We start from the raw sequence: 19038 nt of genomic DNA, 5'->3' as shown, positions 1-19038 counted from the left end.
TTTTCCGATTGCCGCTTAACCTGTGAAAAGCTTTCAGTGGAACAAAAAATAGCAATCAAAAGAAGAAAAAGAAGGTTTTTCATTTCAGTATTAAAACGGTAAACATACGCACTTTGCGGCAATGCCTAAAATTACGTTTTTCTGAAATAGCTTCCGCACAACATAAAAAAGAATACTTCACTCACCCATAACTACTTTTCACCAAATAAGAATAGCCGCTTCCTAATAGTTGCTTTTTTGTGGTAAAAGTTTGCTCTAGGTTTATATCGTTATAAAATCATTAAAAAAACAATTATGAAAATGTTACAGATCATTTTAATCTTCGCGGCCTTTACGATGAACATTTCTTGCAAAGCCGAAAACAAAAAGCCGGAACAGCAACTTTTGGCAACCGTAGAAACACAACCCGTTAAAAAAGAACATTATATTAAAGTGGCCTTACTCTTGGATACCAGCAATAGCATGGACGGATTGATAGACCAAGCCAAGGCACAGCTTTGGGAAATTGTAAACGAGTTGAGCTATGCCAAATGCCGAAACGAGCGTCCCAAACTTCTGATAGCGTTGTACGAATACGGCAACGATAATTTGAGTTCGCGGGACAATTACATTCGCAAAATTTTAAGTTTTACGGAAGACTTGGATGATGTTTCAAAAGAACTTTTTTCTTTAACCACCAATGGCGGTAGCGAATATTGTGGGGCCGTAATCCAAGAATCGTTGAGCAAACTTGATTGGGGCAATGAAGACGACGATTTAAAAATGGTTTTTATAGCCGGAAATGAGCCCTTTACACAAGGAAATATAAATTATAAAGATGCCGCTACGATTGCCAAGGAGAAGGGGGTAATTGTTAATACTATTTTTTGTGGCGATTACACACACGGAATTGATAGCCATTGGAAAGATGGGGCTCAACTTACTTACGGAGATTATATGGCGATAAACCAAAACCAGCATACAGTATATGTACCTTCGCCATACGACGACATTATTATTCAACTAAATTTAAAGCTCAACAACACCTATGTGCCTTATGGAAGTAAAGGAAAAGACAAAAGCCGAATCCAGGAAGAACAAGATGCCAATGCCGCAGAATATAGCAAGGAAAATGCAGTGAGCAGGACAGTATCAAAAGGAAGCCATTTATATACCAACAGCACTTGGGATTTGGTAGACGCTGAAAAGGAAGCCGACTTCAGCTATGAAAAATTAAAGAAAGAAGAATTACCGCAGGAATTAAAAGGGAAAACTTCATCCGAAATAAAAAAATATCTTGAAGCAAAACGTTTGGAAAGAGAAAAAATTCAAAATAAAATAATGAAACTGAACGAGCAACGCCGAAAATACATTGCCGAAACCACAAAAGAAACAAACAACGGTTTGGAAAGTGCAATGGTGCAAGCTATTAAAAAGCAAGCCAAAAAAAAGAAATATACCTGGGAATAGTTTTCTTAGAAATAAAAAATGCCTGATACTTTTAATTAAGTTTCAGGCATTTCAATTTTAATTATGTTTTTCTTAATTAATGGCGGGACAGTTGCAATCGTATGGCTCGGGCCTTCCCCCCAGGAAGTCGTACCCCAGGGTGATCTGGTGGAAGCCGCCGCTCTCGAACCTTACGTTTCCAGCCTGGTACGAATAGGTATAGGCGAACATAAAGTTCTTGTAGTTCACCCCCAGGATGGGCGTGAACCACTGCAGCTTCTGCGCCTTTACCTCTTCGCCGTTTAGGTACTCGGCGCCATCCAAGCTTCTTCTGTACGATAAGCCCCCCCACAGCTGGCCGAAGTCCATCGCCCTATAGGCCTTGAAGTTCACGTCCACGGCCTGCTCGCCGGTACGCTCCGCCCACTGGAAGAGGAACGAGGGCTCGTAGCTCCAGTCCGCGCCGTATCCGCCGATTGCGTATGCAGCGGAAACCAAGTATTTGCGCTGGTTGTTTGGCTCATATTTTTCAGTATAGATCGACCTATTCTGGAATATGATGTTCTTCACCGTAAAATGCCCCGAAAAATCCAGGAAGTTGTACGAAAGGCCCGCGTCCACATTAAAATAGGAGGTGCTCTGTATGATGCCGCCGATCACCGGGTCGAAATCCGAAAGGTCAAAATTGGTCTCGTCCAAGCGCGATTGGGTGAGCCCGGCGCTCAGGCCGAACGACAATTGGTTAAGGTCCGCCTCGCTTCTTGAAAACATAATATGGTGGGCATACGTTAGGTAACCCCCAGTCTGTGAATGATAACCGTTTTGGTCATTATAGAATATAGCCCCTACGCCCGACCGTTGCCCAAGCCTTGCGTTAAAGCTCACCGTCTGCAGGTTTGGGGCTTCATCTTGATCGAACCACTGCTGCCTAGCCGTTAAGCGCAACTGATTGTGCGTTGCGGCACCAGCCATTGACGGATGCAGCAGATACAAATTATCCGAAAGATAGTCGGAATATACCGGAATGCCATCCTGGGAAAATCCATAAAGCGAGGTTAACAAAAGTAGGATAAGGGGGATTCGTTTTATGCTCATAATTACTGTTATCGTTTTAGGGTAAAGTGTCCTTTGAATTCCTTGGCGGCGCCATCCTCGGTGTATTCCACACGGAACCAGTAATCGCTCGAGGGCATCAAGCTGCCGCCATAGGTGCCGTCCCATCCCGGGCCCAGCGGGCTCAGCTGTTTCAGCAGTTTCCCGAAACGGTCAAAGATATAGATCCTGGCGGCGGGATCGCCCGTGGCGATGCCGATTATGTTCCAGGTGTCGTGATAGCCGTCCGCGTTCGGGGTAAAATAGGGCGGGTAATCTATCACGCCGACCTCCAGGGTAACGCTGCCGCAGCCATAGATGTCCTTGATCGTTATGGTGTGCGCCCCGGGGTCCACGTTCTCAAAGATGTTGCTGTCCTGGAAGGGCCCGTCGTCCAGTTGGTACACATAGGTGCCGTCGCCCGTGGCCGTGGCCTCAATGATATGGTTCCCCGCAAAGGCGCCGTTCAACAGGCTCGCCCCGTAGGTGAACGGCGGCGAGGAAACGGTGACGGTCGTACCGGCAGTGCCCTCACAGCCCGTCGCCAGCTCGGTATAGGAAACCGTATAGGCACCTCCCTGCAGCGCTATGATGGAAGGGCCGTTCTCGCCCACGAGGATCATACCGTCGAGCTCCCAAACGAAGGAATACAGGGCCGGGTCAAGGCCCGTATCGATCACGGGGGGGGACGGGCTCCCCTCTTCCTCGGCAATGGGGTTCCCGTTCTCGTCCACGCAAAGGCGGTATTCGCCCTCAAGCAGGACCTCGGGCAGCTGCTCCACCTTAAGGATGACCTCCGCCACCGCATAGCACTGGGGCGAGAAGGGGTTGGCCGTATTGGTCACCCGCGCATAGATGCGCTGCGGGTTGATGATGTTCGTATAGGGGAAAGCGATGGCGGGAGCCCCCGCCTCTGCAGACCCCACCGTCTCATGGAAGGTGATCTCATAGACCGCCGGATCCTGGCCCGCCAGGATCCCGGCGCGAAGGTCCGATACCTGCTGGCTGGAGAGATCGCCAAGGTCGAACTCGGCAAAACCGTCGCTGGGGGCCACGTTGTCACAGATCACGAAGGGCTCCGCCGGCGCGACCGCGACCGCACCCCGCTGGACAATGAGCTCAAAGCTCTGGAGCCCACCGATGTAGCAGCCCGTCTCAGTGTTCAATATGCCCGTATAGATAAGCTGCGGGTTGATCGGGTCATTGTTGGCGTCCTTGTTCTGGTGGGCGGTCGTATTCACGATCGCATTATCCCCGCTCTCCGCATCCGCCGGGTCCAGGTAGAAGCTTACCGCGAAAGGCGGCTGCGGCTGTCCGCCCAGGATCTCCCCGACCTTGGTCTCCAGGTTGAAGACCCCGATCTCGCTATCGTCCGGCGCGCAGAGTATGTACGGCGACACCACGGCGGTATCGTCGGGCAAGGGGTTGACGATCAGCTCCAGCTCCACGATCTCAAAACAGAGCGAGGCGGCATTGGTGGTCCGCACATAAATGGTCTGGGGATTGGAGGTGTTCTGGTACGCGGTGAGCTCCGGCGCGACAATCTCCGCGTTCTGGTTGACGGCGTCGTCGTAGCTCTCATAGTAGCCAAGCGTCCAGCCGTTCCCGTTGAGTATCTGCGCCTCCCGAACCGTCAGGTCGAAAAGCTCGGTCTCATCGTAGGGGCCCGGGGGCACGATCACCGTCACGTCGCACAGTTCGATCGGGTCCGGGGCGACGGGGCTCGGGTTGGCCACCACGCTGATGGTAAGGGTGGTATAGGCGATACAGCCGCTGTTGCTGTCCTCCACGCGCACGTAGAGCACCTGCGGGTTCGAGGTGTTCGCATAGGCCGTATCGGGGTCGATCGGGTTCTGGCCCTCCTGCGCGTCCTGCTCCGTCTCAAAGTAGTGCACGCCCTGGGTGAGCACCCCGTTGGTGATCTCCGCATTGCGCGAGGTAAGGTCGAAAAGGGCGGTGCCGTCAAAGGGAACGCCCAGGTCATCGCACTTGGCCCAGGGCTCGGGATCGGTTATCGGGAGGCCCTCGGTGACCACCAGGTCAAAACTGCCCACCTTGTAGCAGCCCGAGGCGGTATCGGCCAGCCGCACCCAGATGGTCTGCGGGTTGGAGGTGTTGGTATAGCTCTCGGGCTGCGCGATGAACGGCGTGCCGGCCTCGGCGTCAGCCCGGCTCAAGTGGTAGGTAACCGTAAAATCGTCCGGGTCCTGGCCGCCCAGGACCAGGTCCTCGTTCTCGCGGAGGTTGAACTCATGGAAGCCGCCCTGGTCACAGGCGGTAAGGTCCGGCAGGTCCTGCGGCAGCTCGGGGCTCTGCGCCACCACAAGCTCCATCTCAAGGACCGTGTAGCAGCCCGTGCCCGCCGGCGGTGCGGCAAAGGCAGCCCGTACATACAATGTCTGGTTGAAGAGCACGATGTTCTGGTAGGGGCTCGTCAAGGCGTACTGGCCGTTCACAGCGTCCAGACGCGTCTCGTGGAAGGTGACCGCCAGGGTCGGGTCCCCGCCCTGTATCTCGGCAATCTTGCTGTCGAGATCAAACTGGGTAATGCCGTCATTGTCCACATCGCAGCCGAACAGGGGCGAGGGCTGCACGGGCTCCGGGTTGGGAAGGACGGTAATAAAAAAGCTCTCGGCCGCCCGGCAGCTGTTCTGACCGGCGATCGACACGAAGATCTCCTGCTGCGGGACCACCACGTTCTGGTAGGCGCCCGGGGCCGCGATCGGGATATCGTTGTCCAGGTCACCCTGGCTGGCATAGTACAGCACCGTAAGGGTCGGGTCGCCGCCCAATATCAGCGGGGTGTTCTGCGTAAGGTCGAAGGTCGAGACGCCGTCGTCACCGGTGCTCCCGTTGAGCTCGTCGTCGCAGGCCTCCAGGTCGAGCGGGCTCCCGTGGACGGGGAAGGCGCCTACCTCGAGCTGGAACTCCGTGATGCGCACGCAGCCCGTGACCGCGCTCTCCAGGCGCACCCAGATGGGCTGGCCCGCGCTCGGGAAGGCACCGGCGGGATCGATAGGGTTGGCCCCGGCCTGGGCGGCCACAAGGTCCGTATAATAGGTAACGGGAAGAAAGTCCCCGGGATCCTGGGCCCCATAGACCGATGCGTCCTGGGCCGTCAGATCGAAGATGGCCTGGCCGTCGCCGTCAAGGTCGCACACCAGGTACGGGTCCATAAAGGTCGCGTCCGGGGCATCGGGCAACGGGACCACGATGAGCTGCAGCTCCACGAGGGCATAGCAGTCCGTGCTCACGTTCTCCACGCGTGCCCATACGGAGTCGCTGAAGGGGTCGTCGTTCGTGTAGAGGAAGGGCGCGATGATCTCACCGGGGCCACCGGCCTCCGCCAGCGCACGCTCCGGAAAGTACCGGACCACTACCCCGGGCTCCCCGTTGATGATCTCAGCGGTACGCAGGCTAAGGTCGAACTCGGCAAAACCGCCCCCCTGGTCGCAAAGCTCCAAGGGCTCCGGCTGCGCCGGGGTGGGCAACGATTCCACTACCAGGGTCAGGGTCACGAGATCCCTGCAGCCGAAACCGTTCGAGAGACGGGCCACCACCGTCTGGGCATTGGATATGTTCTGGTAGGCGCCCGGGACCGCGATGGGGAGGTCCGCCGCCTCGTCGGCAGGGGTCTCGAACCACGTAACCAAAAGACCGGGAACCCCGCCCGAGACCTCAAGGTCACGCGTGGTAAGGTCGAAGGTGCTTATCTGGTCCGTGGGCGTGCTACCGTTGAGCTCGTCGTCGCAAAGACGGTAGTCCGCCGGCTCGACGGCCGTGGGCGCAGGGTCCACGATAAGCTGAAGCGGCACGATATCGTAGCAGCCGCTGGCACCGTTGTTGGGAGTGGTGTTGGCAGCCGTGCCCACCCCCAGCACGTAAATGGTCTGGGAATTGGGCGTGGCATTGGTATAAGAGCCCGGATTGCCGATGGCAAGCGAAAAATCCGGCGCCGTAAGGGCAGCCATACCCGCATCGATCGCGTCCTGCTCCTGCTGGTAGAAGTAAAGGTCGTAGCGCAGGGGGTCCAGACCGTTGAGAACCTCCGAGCGCTTGGCGTTGAGATCGAAAACCTCGAAACCGTCACCGTCACCGTCGCAGAGACGGTAAGGCGTGGGCTCGGTCAGGACAGGGCTGTCACGGACCTCGAGCAAAAGCTCAACGATGGCATAGCAGCTGGTGGTAGTGCTCTCCACGCGCGCCCAGACACGGTCGTCGTAAGGGTTGATGTTCACGAACGGGTCCAAAAGCTCGTTCTCGTCCGTCTGCGCGTCAAGGTACGTGTAGTGGTAGGTCACCGTGAGGGCAGGATCGCCGCCCGTAATGGCAAGATCAGCGTCATGGAGGGTGAACTCCGTATACCCGTCACTGTCAGGATCGCACGAAACCAAAGGATCCGGAGGGGTGTTAGCACCAGGAATAGATTCTATGATGATATCAAATTGTGTAACAGCAAAACAGTTAGCGATGTGGTTGTTTACTACTCTTGCGTACATAGCCATAGGACTAACCGTAATTGTATAAGGTGTGGGCAAAGGATTATTTCCTGTACCTGCATCTGCTGGATTATCGTGATAAGTAACAGTAAAATCTAATGGATTTTGGCCATTTAAAATACTGGCACTATACGTAGCGTTTAAATTTAGTGTAACCTGACCGTCACCATCCTGATCGCAAATATAGGTTGGTGTTGCTGGCTGTGTAGCCGCTACGGTACCTATTATAAATGAATCAACTGCATAACATAGCCCAGAGGGCTCTTGAATGCGCACCCAAATAGTTTCCCAACTACCCACTATAGGGTAAGCATTTGCAGGTACAATTGGGCTAATTCCGCCTTCAGCATCTAGTTGAGTGTTATAATAAGAAATTTGGAAATTTGGATCCTGCGCGCCTCTAACTATGGCATCATTCACGGTAAGATCGAAAACTCCTCCTAAAGCACCATTATCACATAAATCTAATGGCGGACTGTCTATAATTGGTTGGGGGTAGTAATTTACTTCAATACTATCGCTTACAACACAAGCAGGGTCAGCCGGGTCATAAGCATCAACGGAATAGATACCTGAGTTAGGAAAAGTAACTGTGTAAGTGGGGCCGAAAGCCCCAAGAGGATTTCCATTTAAAAACCATTCATATACTACATTAGGATCACCCGTATCTGCATCGAGAAGAATAGGTGCGGTGCTACAACTATCTATATCTGGACCTAAATCGATAACAATATTTCCGGTGCCAGTTTTAGTAACAACCACATCGTCATCAAGAACATGCGTTGTTCCATTGGGCAATTGAAAAGAAATTGAAGCAGTATAAGTGCTCGTTCCGGCAGCGGGACAAACATTTACAGTTAGGTTATTTCCAATTACATTTCCCAATTGATCGGTCCATTCAAATACTGTATTGGGATCTTGAGGACCATTTGGAAGAAATCGCCACGTTTCATTTGTAGCTGTCCAAACTCCTGTATTACGCCCGGGCGGTACTGCAAATTCAGATAAATTATTACCCATTATACCCACCACAGCTAAGCCATCATTCCATGCGGTGCAAGCTGGCTTGTCAATTAAATTTACTTCTATTACATTTAAGGATTCATAGAGAATTATTTGTTGAGTTGTAAAAAAGCCGGTGCAGGAAGAACCAAAATGACTAACATTATTAAAATTGACTACAAACTGACGGTAAGGAGCTGTACCCGTAGTTAAGTAATTAATCTTATCTGCCGTAGGATTAATAGAGGGGTCTAAATCATGGAAAGCACCATATATAGTATTTAAGGGAAAATTTGGTTGATTGTTGGGAATCAAATCGCCTGGGTCAATACTCCATCCATTAAAGCTTCCGGCAAGGCCTAGGTTAAAACTTACCTGCCCATTTGCCGCAACAACCACTTGGTTATAGGTATTTTGAAAATAGGTAAACTGAAACGGAAGGTTTATAACATTACTCCATCTATCATCTATAGTAATATTAGAGGGATTGCCCCCGGTTATGGGAGGCAAAGGGCACGCAGGCTCGGCAATTATGTATGAAGCTGTATTGGTATTCGGAAGCCCAATAATAGAAGCTGTTAAATCGGTACAGGGCGTAGAGCAATCTATAGTCACATCAGGGCCTGCATCCAAGGTAGCACAGGCAAGCTGGGCATTGACCCTTGTAATGCCAAAGATTAAAACCAATAAGACAAATAACTTGTGGGAGGAGTAAAAGTTTATCATAATACGAAGTACATAAAAATCGGGGGAAATTAAGAAAATTTTATGAATAGATTCGGAACAATTCCTATAAAAAGCCAATCAAATCCTTTAACGTGTAAAACAATTTAAAATTATTTAAATTAATCATTTTTGCATTCCCAGTCTAAAATCACTTTATTTCACCTTATATATAGTCAAAGGTTTTGTTAAGGTTTCAAATATATTGAATACATTGTTTTTCTTTTTATATTTTTGCAAAAAAAACTTATAAATGTCCCAATTTAACATAGAAATCTCAAAAACTTCCAACCCAAATATTGTTAAATTCACAGCAAATTCCTTTTTAACCCGCGCTTCTAGTTACGAATTTAAAAATATTGACGAGGCAAAACCAAGTCCGCTTGCCCAACAACTCTTTTATCTTCCCTTTGTAAAAACCGTTTATATTTCACAGAATTTTATCGCCATTGAAAAATACAACATTGTAGCCTGGGAAGATGTGCAGCAAGAAGTGGCCGACTCCATTATGGAATATCTAAATGCGGGCAAGCCCGCAATTTTGGAGCAAAATGCCACAAAGAAAGTCCCCGTGAGCATATACGCTGAAAGCACCCCTAATCCATCTGTGATGAAATTTGTGGCAAATAAGCCTTTGGCAACCGGCAGTTTTGAGTTTAAAAATATCGATGATGCCGTTCATTCGCCATTAGCAAAAGCACTGTTCAGTTTTCCTTTTGTAAAAGAAATTTTTATCAGTGCAAATTATGTTTCGGTAATGAAATATAATGTAGCGGAATGGCAAGAAATTTCTATGGAATTACGCGAGTTCATCAGAAAATTCATTGAGGACGGCAAACCTGTTCTTAATGATGAAATTCTCAATGCCACAAATGTTACGGAACATGGTATTTCAGAAAAAAAATCTTCCCAAAAAACAGAAAAAGAATATTCTGCGCTGGAAAAGGAAATAATTTCCATCCTTGAAGAATATATAAAGCCAGCAGTGGCAAGCGATGGCGGGCATATTTTATTCGATTCATTCCAGGAAGACACAAAAACAGTGAAAGTAATACTTCAGGGAGCTTGCAGTGGATGCCCATCTTCAACTATTACTTTAAAAAACGGGATTGAAACCATGCTGAAAGAAATGCTCCACGGCCAAGTAAACCAAGTAGTCGCCATTAATGGATAGCAATTTTTAACAACTTTTGCAACTGCTGTTTTAACTTAATTTTCTGATAATTAGCACTTAATAATTGTAATTTGTAGGTTCACTATTTTTTTAACCTAAAAACCAGAAAATTATGGCAGTACTAAAAGTAATTGAAGTTCTCGCAAATTCCAACCAAAGTTGGGAGGATGCGGCAAGAAATGCAGTAAAGGAAGCTTCCAAAAGTGTGAAAAACATACGTTCGGCATATATAAACGAACAAACCTGCGTGGTTAATGGGGATAATATAACCCAGTTTCGCGTAAATGTAAAAATCACTTTTGAGGTGAATTAGAAACGTAAGACTTTTAAAAATACGCTTTTGGCATTTCAAAAGCGTATTTTTGTTTTTCTGAAAACTATGTTATGCGACTTGTATTTGCGATTTTGGCTTTACAAATTCTGCTAGGTTGCAATTCTTCAACAAACAAACCCTTGAAAAAATACAGTTACACCAACGAATTAATAAACGAATCCAGTCCCTATTTGCTACAGCATGCACACAATCCGGTAAATTGGAAAGCTTGGAATGAAACAACCCTACAACAAGCCAAAGAAGAAAGGAAATTGATGATTGTAAGTATTGGTTATGCGGCCTGCCACTGGTGCCATGTGATGGAAAACGAAAGTTTTGAGGACAGTACGGTAGCTGCTGCAATGAACAATAATTTCATTTCGGTAAAAGTAGATCGTGAAGAACGGCCTGATGTAGACCAAACCTACATTAATGCAGTGCAGTTAATGACGGGCAGTGCCGGTTGGCCCTTAAACGTAGTGACGCTACCAGATGGAAGACCCGTTTGGGGCGGAACCTATTTCAGAAAAAATGACTGGATAAACGCTTTGGAACATATTCAAGAGCTTTACAGAAAAGAGCCCGAAAAACTAATTGCCTATGCGAACCGATTGGAACAGGGAATTAAAAGCATGGACCTCATCCATCTAAATCAAAATGCAGTTGATTTTAAAAATTTTCCCACACAAAAAATAGTCGCCAATTGGTCACAACAGTTTGATGAAGAAAATGGCGGTTTTAATGGAGCGCCAAAATTCATGATACCCAACAATCTTGAGTTTCTGTTAAGGCAGGCTGTTACTGAAGATGACAAAAAACTACTGGATTATGTAACACTTACACTAGATAAAATGGCCTACGGCGGCCTGTACGATCAAATAGGCGGCGGCTTTTCCAGATACAGCACAGATGAAAAATGGCATGTGCCCCATTTTGAAAAAATGCTCTACGACAATGCCCAATTAGTAAGCCTTTATAGCAATGCTTTTGCAGCAACCAAGACCCCATTATATGCTGAAATAGTTAAAGAAACATTAGCATTTATCAAAACAGAATTAACCAACAACGAAGGCGGATTTTATTCCTCTCTCGATGCAGACAGCAAAGACGAAAAAGGCAATCTGAAAGAAGGGGCTTTTTATATTTTCACTTCGGAAGAATTGCAGGAATTACTAAAAGATGACTTCAAAATTTTTAAAGAATATTACAATGTAAACAGTTACGGAAAGTGGGAAAATAACCATTATGTACTTATCAGAAAAAAGAGCGATCCCGAAATTGAAACGGAATTCGGGCTTACTTCCGACGCATTTCAGCAGAAAAAGAAAAGTTGGAAAGAAATAATTCTCGATTACCGTAACAAAAGGCCAAAACCACGTTTGGACGATAAAACCCTAACTTCTTGGAACGCTTTGATGCTGAAGGGCTATATAGATGCCTACAAAGCTTTTGGAAATCAGGAGTATTTTGACGCTGCCCTGAAAAATGCTGAATTTATTTCTCAAAAGCAACTTGAGGATAATGGTGCATTATTTCACAACTATAAAGACGGAAAAAGCAGCATTAACGGTTTTTTAGAAGATTATGCTTTTACAATTGAAGCCTTTATAGCCTTGTACCAAATAACCCTGGATGAAAAATGGCTCGATTTTTCAAAAAAAATGGCCGATTATACCATCGCCAATTTCTTTGATATGAAAAAGAATATGTTTTATTTCACCTCAAAAGAAGACCCCGCCATTGTTTCGCGAAATTTTGAATATCGCGACAACGTGATTCCAGCATCAAATTCCGTAATGGCAAAAAATCTTTTCAAACTTTCAAAATATTTTGAAGTTTCAAATTTTGAAGAAATAGCGCATCAAATGCTCAAAAATGTTTCAGGGGAAATCACGCAGTATCCCAGCGGGTTTTCAAACTGGCTGGACTTGCTGCTGAATTTTAAAAACGATTTTTATGAAGTAGTGATTGTAGGTGAAAATACTTCAGCAATTATAAAGGAACTAAATACCCATTATCTGCCAAACACAATTATAGCGGGCAGCACAGCGGAAAATGAAGGGCCGCTGTTTAAAAATAGATTTGTTCCCGGCGAAACACTTATTTATGTTTGCAAAAACAACACTTGCAATCTGCCCGTTAAGAATACACAAATTGCAATTAAATCATTAAACAAAAAAGAATAAATTTTATGGACAAATTTCAAGACTTGGATATTTACATAGAAGAGTATGGACAAAAATTAATCGATTTTTTACCAAGTGTAATTGGGGCCATTTTAATGTTGGTTCTTGGTCTTTGGCTAATAAAAATCATTAATGGATTCATTAAAAAGTTTTTTGACAAAAAGGATTATGACCCCACCCTCGAAAATTTTATTGCGAGTCTATTAAATTGGGGGCTTAAAATTGTCCTTTTTGTCTTGGTAATCACTCAGCTTGGCGTCGAGTCGGCTTCATTGGTTGCTATTATTGGTGCGGCGGGCCTTGCCGTAGGTCTAGCACTTCAGGGCTCGCTTGCAAATTTTGCGGGCGGCGTTCTTATTTTATTAATAAAACCATTTAGGGTGGGCGATTTCATTAGCGCCCAAGGCGTAGATGGAACCGTAAAGGAAATCTCTATTTTCAATACAAAATTGACCACCTTTGGGAACCAACTCGCTATTATCCCCAACGGAAAGTTGAGCAACGACAACATAATAAATTATACCGAGGAAGGAATAAGACGTGAAAATCTAACGTTTGGCATAGGTTATGATGATAATATAAAACAAGCCAAGGACATTCTTTTAAATTTAGTTTCGGAGCAGGAAACTGTTTTAAAACTTGAAGACAAAATGCCTATGGTGGCAGTTGCTGAACTTGGCGATAGCTCTGTAAACCTTACCGTTCGTTATTGGTCTAAAAATGAAGATTTCTGGAACCTTCGGTGGGTAATTTTAGAGGAAGGGAAAGCACGACTTGAAGCTGCAGGAATTACAATACCTTTTCCACAGCGCGATGTACACCATTTTAATTTGGAAACTTTAAAGAAATAAAGCATTAAACTTGCAGGAAAAATTCATATTTTTATAAAAACAACTTAAAAAATTCAAAATGAAAAGAATAATATTTACGGCAGCGTTTGTCTTAATGACAATTTCACTGTTTTCACAATCCAGACAAAGCAACTACGTCAGTGTGTATGACCGAACTATTGATATAAACCAAAAATCATTAGCCTTTGGCCTTACAGAAGCGCAATTTGACGCAATTAAGGATGAAGCTTATGCAAATCCAAACTTTGTGCAGGGAAAAATTTTTCAAGAAGACCAACTAATAAAGGATGATGTCCCGATGCGCTATAATGCTTATGCTGATGAGATTGAAATCAAAAACAATCCATCAGATGAAAGTTATGGAGCTTTAATTAAGTCCCCAGATATTTTTGTGAAAATCTTTAGGGATATTTATGTTTTTGTTCCTTACGAAGGAAGCAATGATAAGGGCGGATATTTTAACGTGCTAAGCGATGGTAAAACATACGATTTATACAAGAAGACCAAAGCTACCTTTAGGGAACCGCAAAAAGCCCAGACCAGTTATGAAAGAGATATGCCTCCTTCTTTCCCAAAGACAGTAACCTATTATTTGGTTCAAAACGGCACCTTTTTAGAAATGCCTAACAGCAAATCGAAAATCTTAAAAATGATGGACCGCAAAAAAAGCGAAATGAAAAGGTTTATAAAAGAGAACAATATTGACCTAGATGAAGAAGCAGATTTGATTAAGACTATTGCCTATTTCGATTCCCTTTTATAGCTAAAGGGTTAACCCAACATAAATTCCTTTAAATAAAAAGGTTCAAAATAAGCGACATTTTCAAAGTCGCTTATTTTGTGTTTGGCCTCTGCCAATCGTGCCATATCGGCTGAAGAAGGAAACAAATCATTTTGAAAGACTGCGTTTGTATGTTTGCAAATTGCTTCAAATTTTACTGCGCCGTCACCAATAAAAATGGTTTTCCCTTTTTCCAAAAAGTCAGCAAATGAATCTTCCTTTAAAATTTCAGCTTTGGTTTCTCGTACTTGCTTTTTATCTGAATTATATACGGCAGAATAAACTTCCATCCTTCGGGCATCAAGCAGTGGAATAATATGGCTATTAGATGTTTTTACTTGCTGTGCCAAAACCTCTAAGGTGGGCGTTGAAATCAGGGGAACATCCAATGCAAAACACAATCCCTTTGCGGCCGAGACGCCAATACGAAGACCTGTGTAAGAGCCCGGCCCCTTACTTACGGCAACTGCTTCAAGCTTTTTTTTATCAATATTAGCTTTGCCCAAAACTTCTTCAATAAAGACGTGAAGTTTTTCGGCGTGGGAGAATTTTTGATTGTTCTCTTCGCGAATGGCTTTTACCTCACCATCAACCGCGACTGCTACGGAGCAATTGGTAGTTGCAGTTTCAAGACATAAAATAACTGCCATTATTTATCCTTTTTATCCTTATCAGATGAAGAAATTTCTACTTTATCTCCCTGTTTTAATGATTTTGTAACTGTGTTGTAAGGCCCAGTGATTACAGTTTCACCTTCTTTTAAACCTGAGATAATTTCAATATTTGAATCGTCTTGAATTCCCGTCTTTACAACGCGTAGTTTTGCCTCATTCCCTTCTTTAACATATACAGCCTCAAATTTTTCAGCTGTCGCGCTGGAAGATTCGTTGGATATGTAGGATTTTTTAGAGTCAGTAGTATCTGTTTTTATAACTACCGAACTAATAGGCACTCCAATTATATTTTTCTTTTTATTCGTAATTATATCAACGGTTGCGGTCATTCCCGGACGGAAAGGAGAAAAGCTTTCAGGTTTTCCTTCGGTAAGATCTTTGTATGATTCAGGAAGAATACGAACTTTTACCTTAAAATTAGTAACCTGATCTGCAGTAAGGGCGCTCTCGGCACTGTTTGCAATTTCAGTCACAATTCCTCTAAATTCACGCTTTAAATAAGCATCTACCTCAACAATTGTAGAATCGCCTACGGAAACTTTTACGATGTCATTTTCATTTACATCTACTTCTACCTCCATATTTTGAAGGTTTGCAACGCGCACAATTTCAGTTCCTGCCATTTGTGCGGTTCCCACTACCCTCTCGCCCAATTCAACAGAAAGTTTTGAAATGGTTCCGCTCATAGGCGCATAAATAGTAGTTCTAGAAAGGTTATCTACAGACTGTTTCACATTTGCCGAAGCACTTTGAACGTTGTAGTAAGCAGCCTTTGCATTGGCTTGGGCCATATCGTAATCTGCAACAGATTTGTCCCATTCAGATTTTGAGATAACCCCTTTTTCAAAAAGCGACTTATTTCTTTCATAATTCAACCGGGCATTTTTTTCACTTGCCTGGGCTTGTGCATATTGTGCACGAACGTTTTGAAGTCCCGCTTGCGATTGACTCACGGCAGCCTGTATAAGATCTGGGTTTATTTTTACTAATAAATCGCCTTTTTCAACAGTTTGGCCTTCTTTAACAGGGAGCTCTATAATCTCTCCCGAAACTTCTGAAGAAAGAGCCACTTCAATCTCAGGCTGTATTTTTCCGGTTGCAGCTACGGTTTCAACAATATCAATTGCAGAAATCTGGGCAACTTCTACTTCTTTAAAATCACCTGATTTTCCGAACCAACCAGCCTTTTTACCCGCCAGCAAAAAAATTATGAGCAATACGACTCCAACAATAACCCAAATGAGTGTTTTTTTCTTCATATTTAAAATTTTAATTCGCTGGCCGGAACTCCAAAATAAAGTTCCAAAACCTTTAATTTAAATATATATTCAAATTTAGTTCTGTTTTCTTCAATTTTTGCATTATCGTAGCGCAATTTTGATTGACTAAAATCAAATGCGTTGGTTAGGCCCACATCATATCTGTCTTTGGCATATTGATACGCCAACTCCTGTGACTCCAATGCAACAGTTGCCGCTTCGTAAGCTTTTAATGCACCATTTGCATCTACATAGGCCTGATAGACATTGGACTCCAAATCGAGTTGGGCTTGCTCCAATTGATACTCAGTGTTTTTTAAATTGATTTTATTTCGTTTTACATTACTGCGTGCGGTAAAACCATTAAAAATAGGCACATTCAGTTGAAGCCCATAGCCAATACCATCATTAAGGTAAAGTTGCTCTATAAATTCACGATTTAGGGGATCGTTGTCAGCATAACGGGTATTATATCCAAAAAACGCTGAAAGCGTTGGATAATAAGCCCCGCGGGAAATCTGTAGGTCCTTTTTAGCCAAATCCACATTTTTTTGTGCAATTTTTACTTCTGAACGTGTTTGTTTTGCACTTTCAATAATTTCTGAAACGTCCTTATCTGCAATTCCGCCATCAATAATTTCATACTCTTCATCGGCTATATCAAAATTTGAATAGTCCTTAATAAGAAGTAACTGCGCAAGACTTATTAATGAAACCTTTACGGTATTTTCGGCAACAGCAATACGTTGCTTTTCAGCGGCATCTGTAGCCTTTATCTCCAAAAGATCTCCACGAGGAAGTACGCCAGCATCCACAAGATTATTGGTTCTATCCAATTGTTCCAAGGTTACAATATTTTGAGACTTTGCCACTTCCAAATTTGCCTTGTTCAACAAAACCTGTAAATAGGAATTTGCAACCGCTAGGGCAATATCGTCTTTCATTTTGTCCAAACGGTATTGTGCTGCAAGTTCAGAGAGCTTGGAACGCTGCAATTGGCGCACATTTCTCAATCCATCAAATAGTGTAAGCCCAACATTTATAGCGGCCGAAGCGGAACCAAATGTAGTATTCTCCAATTGATTGTTAGTGGGATTTAAACTTAGTCCGGTATTTTTTGAGGCACTTGCATTTGCGTTTAGAGATGGTAAAAAATTACCAACTGCCTCAAGTTTATCGGCTTCCGTAAGCTCTAAATCTAGCTCGCTTTGTTTGACAGAAATATTATTTTCCAAAGCATGGTTTACGCATTCCTGCAACGTCCATTGTTTGGTCTGGGCTTGAATTGAAATACTGAGTATCAAAAAAAAGAAAGGGATTGCTATCTTCTTCATATGTTTTTCTGTTGATGAATAAGTCTTTTGCATTGCCATTGCGTTACAAAATTTTTAAAAAATTAAACTATTAACCCCTACCGGTTGGTCCGGTAGCTGGTTTCAATTGATTCCAAACCTTAATATTTTCATCTTTGGAAATACCACTTTTGATTTCTACGTCTATTCCATCGCTCACACCCAACTCAATCTCTCTGCGTTCAAATTTTTGATCGCCCACCATTACTTCAACAAAAGGCTTTTGTGTTTTGGGGTCATACTGAACTAAGGCTTCCTTAATGGTAAGAACATCATCTGCCTTGGCCAAAATAATAGAAGCGTTTGCGCTCAGGCCTGCGCGAATAAAAGTGGAAGTAGTGTCCAAATTTTTCATTGTTCCTTTTATTTCAAATTGAATTGCGCCGTTTTCGTCCACTCCTTTTGGGGCGATGTAATCTAGCACGGCATCAAAAGTCTTGTCGGGAAGTGCCCCTACAGTTATTTCCAAAGGAAGCCCTTCCTTAATTTTTCCTACTTCACTTTCGTCAACTTTTCCTTCAAATATCATTTTGTCCACATCGGCTAAAGTAGCGATTGTCGTTCCATCATTAAAATTGTTGGCTTCTATTACTTGGTTTCCTGTTTTAACGGGAACATCCAGCACCATGCCTGAAACCGTTGCGCGAATCTCCGTATTTGCCGAAGCACCCATACCGCTTGTGGTTCCAGTTCTTACTATATCGTAATTTTGACTTGCCGCAGTAAGCCCTACTTGCTCTTGTTTAAGCCTTTGCTGTGCTTGGTCATACGCCAATTGGGCATTGTCAAATTCATTGGCAGAGATTACGCCTTTTTCAAACAATTCTTTTTGGCGATTGTAAATGCTCTTTTGATTTTCAAAAGCTAATCGTGCAGTTTCCACTTGCGTACGAACGCTGTTTATATTGTTTTTGGCACTATTTAATGAAGAAACGTTTGGAACTACTTTCACTTTTGCAATCAAGTCGCCAGCTTTTACAATTTCACCAGCTTCCACAAAAATTTCGTCAATAATTCCTGAAATATTCGGTTTTATTAATACTTCTTCCTTCGGAACAATGCTTCCCGTAGCAACCGTTTTTTTCACAATTGAACCCATTGCCGGTTTTTCAGTTTCATAAACAACCGGGTCTTCAATGTTTTTTGAATAGAGCCAATACATAGAAACTGCAAACAATACTGCTATTGTTACAAGAATGATTATGGTTTTTGATTTTTTCATTTTTTTTGATTGTTGAAATTATGGTCTTAAATTGATGATTCTTTAATTTGTTTTATGCACCCAACAATGGCAAATGTTTTACTTTATGATATGTGAGTGCCAAAGCGATGCAATGTTTTAATTCTGTTACGGGTATTTTATCTTTTAGTTTGAAAACGATAGCCCGATTGCCTTCAAAATTGAATTTATCTTTATAAATTGCTCTAAATGTTGGAACTAAATTGGATGTACATTTGAAATATACCGCAATCTGCTCGGGATTTTTTTCTTTCCAATCCATCCGCACTGTACTTCCATTTTTTGTTAAATAACTCGGTTCACCCCATTTCAGTGTTTCTTCAAGTTTTTGAAGTCCGTCAATTTCAGAAGCAGTTTTTAAAACCATTTGCCGCAGTTGAAGCATTTGCGCTTTTACTTTTGAGGGATAGTTCTCAAAAACTGATTTAACTTTTGGATCGCTTATTAATTCCACTTTAGTATTC

At 44.1% G+C, this 19038-nt stretch carries 14 protein-coding genes; 7 read left to right on the top strand and 7 right to left on the bottom strand.

Features of this window, described 5'->3' with window-relative positions; genetic code table 11:
• Nucleotides 1-294 precede the first annotated feature (294 nt).
• On the top strand, nucleotides 295-1449 hold the full coding sequence (locus tag JK629_RS06640; protein WP_202337821.1) for a vWA domain-containing protein: 1155 nt from the start codon (nucleotides 295-297) through the stop codon (nucleotides 1447-1449).
• A gap of 72 nt (nucleotides 1450-1521) precedes the next feature.
• On the opposite strand, the gene JK629_RS06635 is transcribed toward JK629_RS06640, so the two are convergent.
• Both JK629_RS06635 and JK629_RS06630 read right to left on the bottom strand, forming a co-directional pair.
• Nucleotides 1522-2523: a PorP/SprF family type IX secretion system membrane protein gene (locus tag JK629_RS06635; protein WP_202337212.1), complete on the bottom strand. Its 1002-nt coding sequence runs from the start codon at nucleotides 2521-2523 to the stop codon at nucleotides 1522-1524.
• An 8-nt stretch (nucleotides 2524-2531) separates the two neighbouring features.
• Complete coding sequence (locus JK629_RS06630; protein ID WP_202337820.1) at nucleotides 2532-6914, bottom strand: T9SS type B sorting domain-containing protein; 4383 nt, start codon at nucleotides 6912-6914, stop codon at nucleotides 2532-2534.
• Nucleotides 6915-8520: 1606 nt separating this feature from the next.
• Between JK629_RS06630 and JK629_RS06625 the strand changes: the two genes are divergently transcribed.
• The 6 genes from JK629_RS06625 to JK629_RS06600 all read left to right on the top strand — a co-directional run bounded on the left by JK629_RS06625 (nucleotide 8521) and on the right by JK629_RS06600 (nucleotide 14031).
• On the top strand, nucleotides 8521-8736 hold the full coding sequence (locus tag JK629_RS06625) for a hypothetical protein (RefSeq protein WP_202337819.1): 216 nt from the start codon (nucleotides 8521-8523) through the stop codon (nucleotides 8734-8736).
• A 261-nt stretch (nucleotides 8737-8997) separates the two neighbouring features.
• The gene (locus tag JK629_RS06620) at nucleotides 8998-9918 is read left to right on the top strand and encodes a NifU family protein (protein ID WP_202337818.1); all 921 of its coding nucleotides are present in this window, start codon (nucleotides 8998-9000) and stop codon (nucleotides 9916-9918) included.
• Between the two features lie 112 nt (nucleotides 9919-10030).
• On the top strand, nucleotides 10031-10231 hold the full coding sequence (locus JK629_RS06615; protein WP_202337817.1) for a dodecin family protein: 201 nt from the start codon (nucleotides 10031-10033) through the stop codon (nucleotides 10229-10231).
• A 71-nt stretch (nucleotides 10232-10302) separates the two neighbouring features.
• A complete protein-coding gene (locus tag JK629_RS06610) occupies nucleotides 10303-12417 on the top strand; it encodes a thioredoxin domain-containing protein (protein WP_202337816.1) in 2115 nt (704 codons plus the stop codon).
• 5 nt (nucleotides 12418-12422) lie between these two features.
• Nucleotides 12423-13268, top strand: a complete 846-nt coding sequence (locus tag JK629_RS06605; RefSeq protein WP_202337815.1) for a mechanosensitive ion channel family protein — start codon at nucleotides 12423-12425, stop codon at nucleotides 13266-13268.
• A 58-nt stretch (nucleotides 13269-13326) separates the two neighbouring features.
• A complete protein-coding gene (locus tag JK629_RS06600; RefSeq protein ID WP_202337814.1) occupies nucleotides 13327-14031 on the top strand; it encodes a hypothetical protein in 705 nt (234 codons plus the stop codon).
• 8 nt (nucleotides 14032-14039) lie between these two features.
• On the opposite strand, the gene tsaB is transcribed toward JK629_RS06600, so the two are convergent.
• The 5 genes from tsaB to JK629_RS06575 form a co-directional block, all read right to left on the bottom strand.
• The gene (tsaB, locus tag JK629_RS06595) at nucleotides 14040-14699 is read right to left on the bottom strand and encodes a tRNA (adenosine(37)-N6)-threonylcarbamoyltransferase complex dimerization subunit type 1 TsaB (RefSeq protein WP_202337813.1); all 660 of its coding nucleotides are present in this window, start codon (nucleotides 14697-14699) and stop codon (nucleotides 14040-14042) included.
• Nucleotides 14699-15982, bottom strand: a complete 1284-nt coding sequence (locus JK629_RS06590) for an efflux RND transporter periplasmic adaptor subunit (RefSeq protein WP_202337812.1) — start codon at nucleotides 15980-15982, stop codon at nucleotides 14699-14701. The genes tsaB and JK629_RS06590 overlap by 1 nt, the downstream gene beginning before the upstream one ends.
• Before the next feature lie 2 nt (nucleotides 15983-15984).
• On the bottom strand, nucleotides 15985-17316 hold the full coding sequence (locus tag JK629_RS06585; RefSeq protein WP_202337811.1) for a TolC family protein: 1332 nt from the start codon (nucleotides 17314-17316) through the stop codon (nucleotides 15985-15987).
• Between the two features lie 70 nt (nucleotides 17317-17386).
• Nucleotides 17387-18556, bottom strand: coding sequence for an efflux RND transporter periplasmic adaptor subunit (locus tag JK629_RS06580; protein WP_202337810.1), 1170 nt, complete (start codon nucleotides 18554-18556; stop codon nucleotides 17387-17389).
• A 52-nt stretch (nucleotides 18557-18608) separates the two neighbouring features.
• Nucleotides 18609-19028, bottom strand: coding sequence for a DUF1801 domain-containing protein (locus JK629_RS06575; RefSeq protein WP_225626166.1), 420 nt, complete (start codon nucleotides 19026-19028; stop codon nucleotides 18609-18611).
• Between the last annotated feature and the right edge of the window lie 10 nt (nucleotides 19029-19038).

Origin of the sequence: Aequorivita iocasae, assembly GCF_016757735.1 — a bacterium.
Taxonomy (GTDB): Bacteria; Bacteroidota; Bacteroidia; order Flavobacteriales; family Flavobacteriaceae; genus Aequorivita; species Aequorivita iocasae.
The sequence above is the reverse complement of the archived record's forward strand: the minus strand, read 5'-3'. Positions and strand labels throughout refer to the sequence as shown.

Coding starts and splice junctions, on each gene's coding strand:
- JK629_RS06640 (WP_202337821.1), top strand. CDS start 295: ATGAAAATGTTACAGATCATTTTAATCTTCGCGGCCTTTACGATGAAC.
- JK629_RS06635 (WP_202337212.1), bottom strand. CDS start 2,523: ATGAGCATAAAACGAATCCCCCTTATCCTACTTTTGTTAACCTCGCTT.
- JK629_RS06625 (WP_202337819.1), top strand. CDS start 8,521: ATGGGAGGCAAAGGGCACGCAGGCTCGGCAATTATGTATGAAGCTGTA.
- JK629_RS06620 (WP_202337818.1), top strand. CDS start 8,998: ATGTCCCAATTTAACATAGAAATCTCAAAAACTTCCAACCCAAATATT.
- JK629_RS06615 (WP_202337817.1), top strand. CDS start 10,031: ATGGCAGTACTAAAAGTAATTGAAGTTCTCGCAAATTCCAACCAAAGT.
- JK629_RS06610 (WP_202337816.1), top strand. CDS start 10,303: ATGCGACTTGTATTTGCGATTTTGGCTTTACAAATTCTGCTAGGTTGC.
- JK629_RS06605 (WP_202337815.1), top strand. CDS start 12,423: ATGGACAAATTTCAAGACTTGGATATTTACATAGAAGAGTATGGACAA.
- JK629_RS06600 (WP_202337814.1), top strand. CDS start 13,327: ATGAAAAGAATAATATTTACGGCAGCGTTTGTCTTAATGACAATTTCA.
- tsaB (WP_202337813.1), bottom strand. CDS start 14,699: ATGGCAGTTATTTTATGTCTTGAAACTGCAACTACCAATTGCTCCGTA.
- JK629_RS06590 (WP_202337812.1), bottom strand. CDS start 15,982: ATGAAGAAAAAAACACTCATTTGGGTTATTGTTGGAGTCGTATTGCTC.
- JK629_RS06585 (WP_202337811.1), bottom strand. CDS start 17,316: ATGAAGAAGATAGCAATCCCTTTCTTTTTTTTGATACTCAGTATTTCA.
- JK629_RS06580 (WP_202337810.1), bottom strand. CDS start 18,556: ATGAAAAAATCAAAAACCATAATCATTCTTGTAACAATAGCAGTATTG.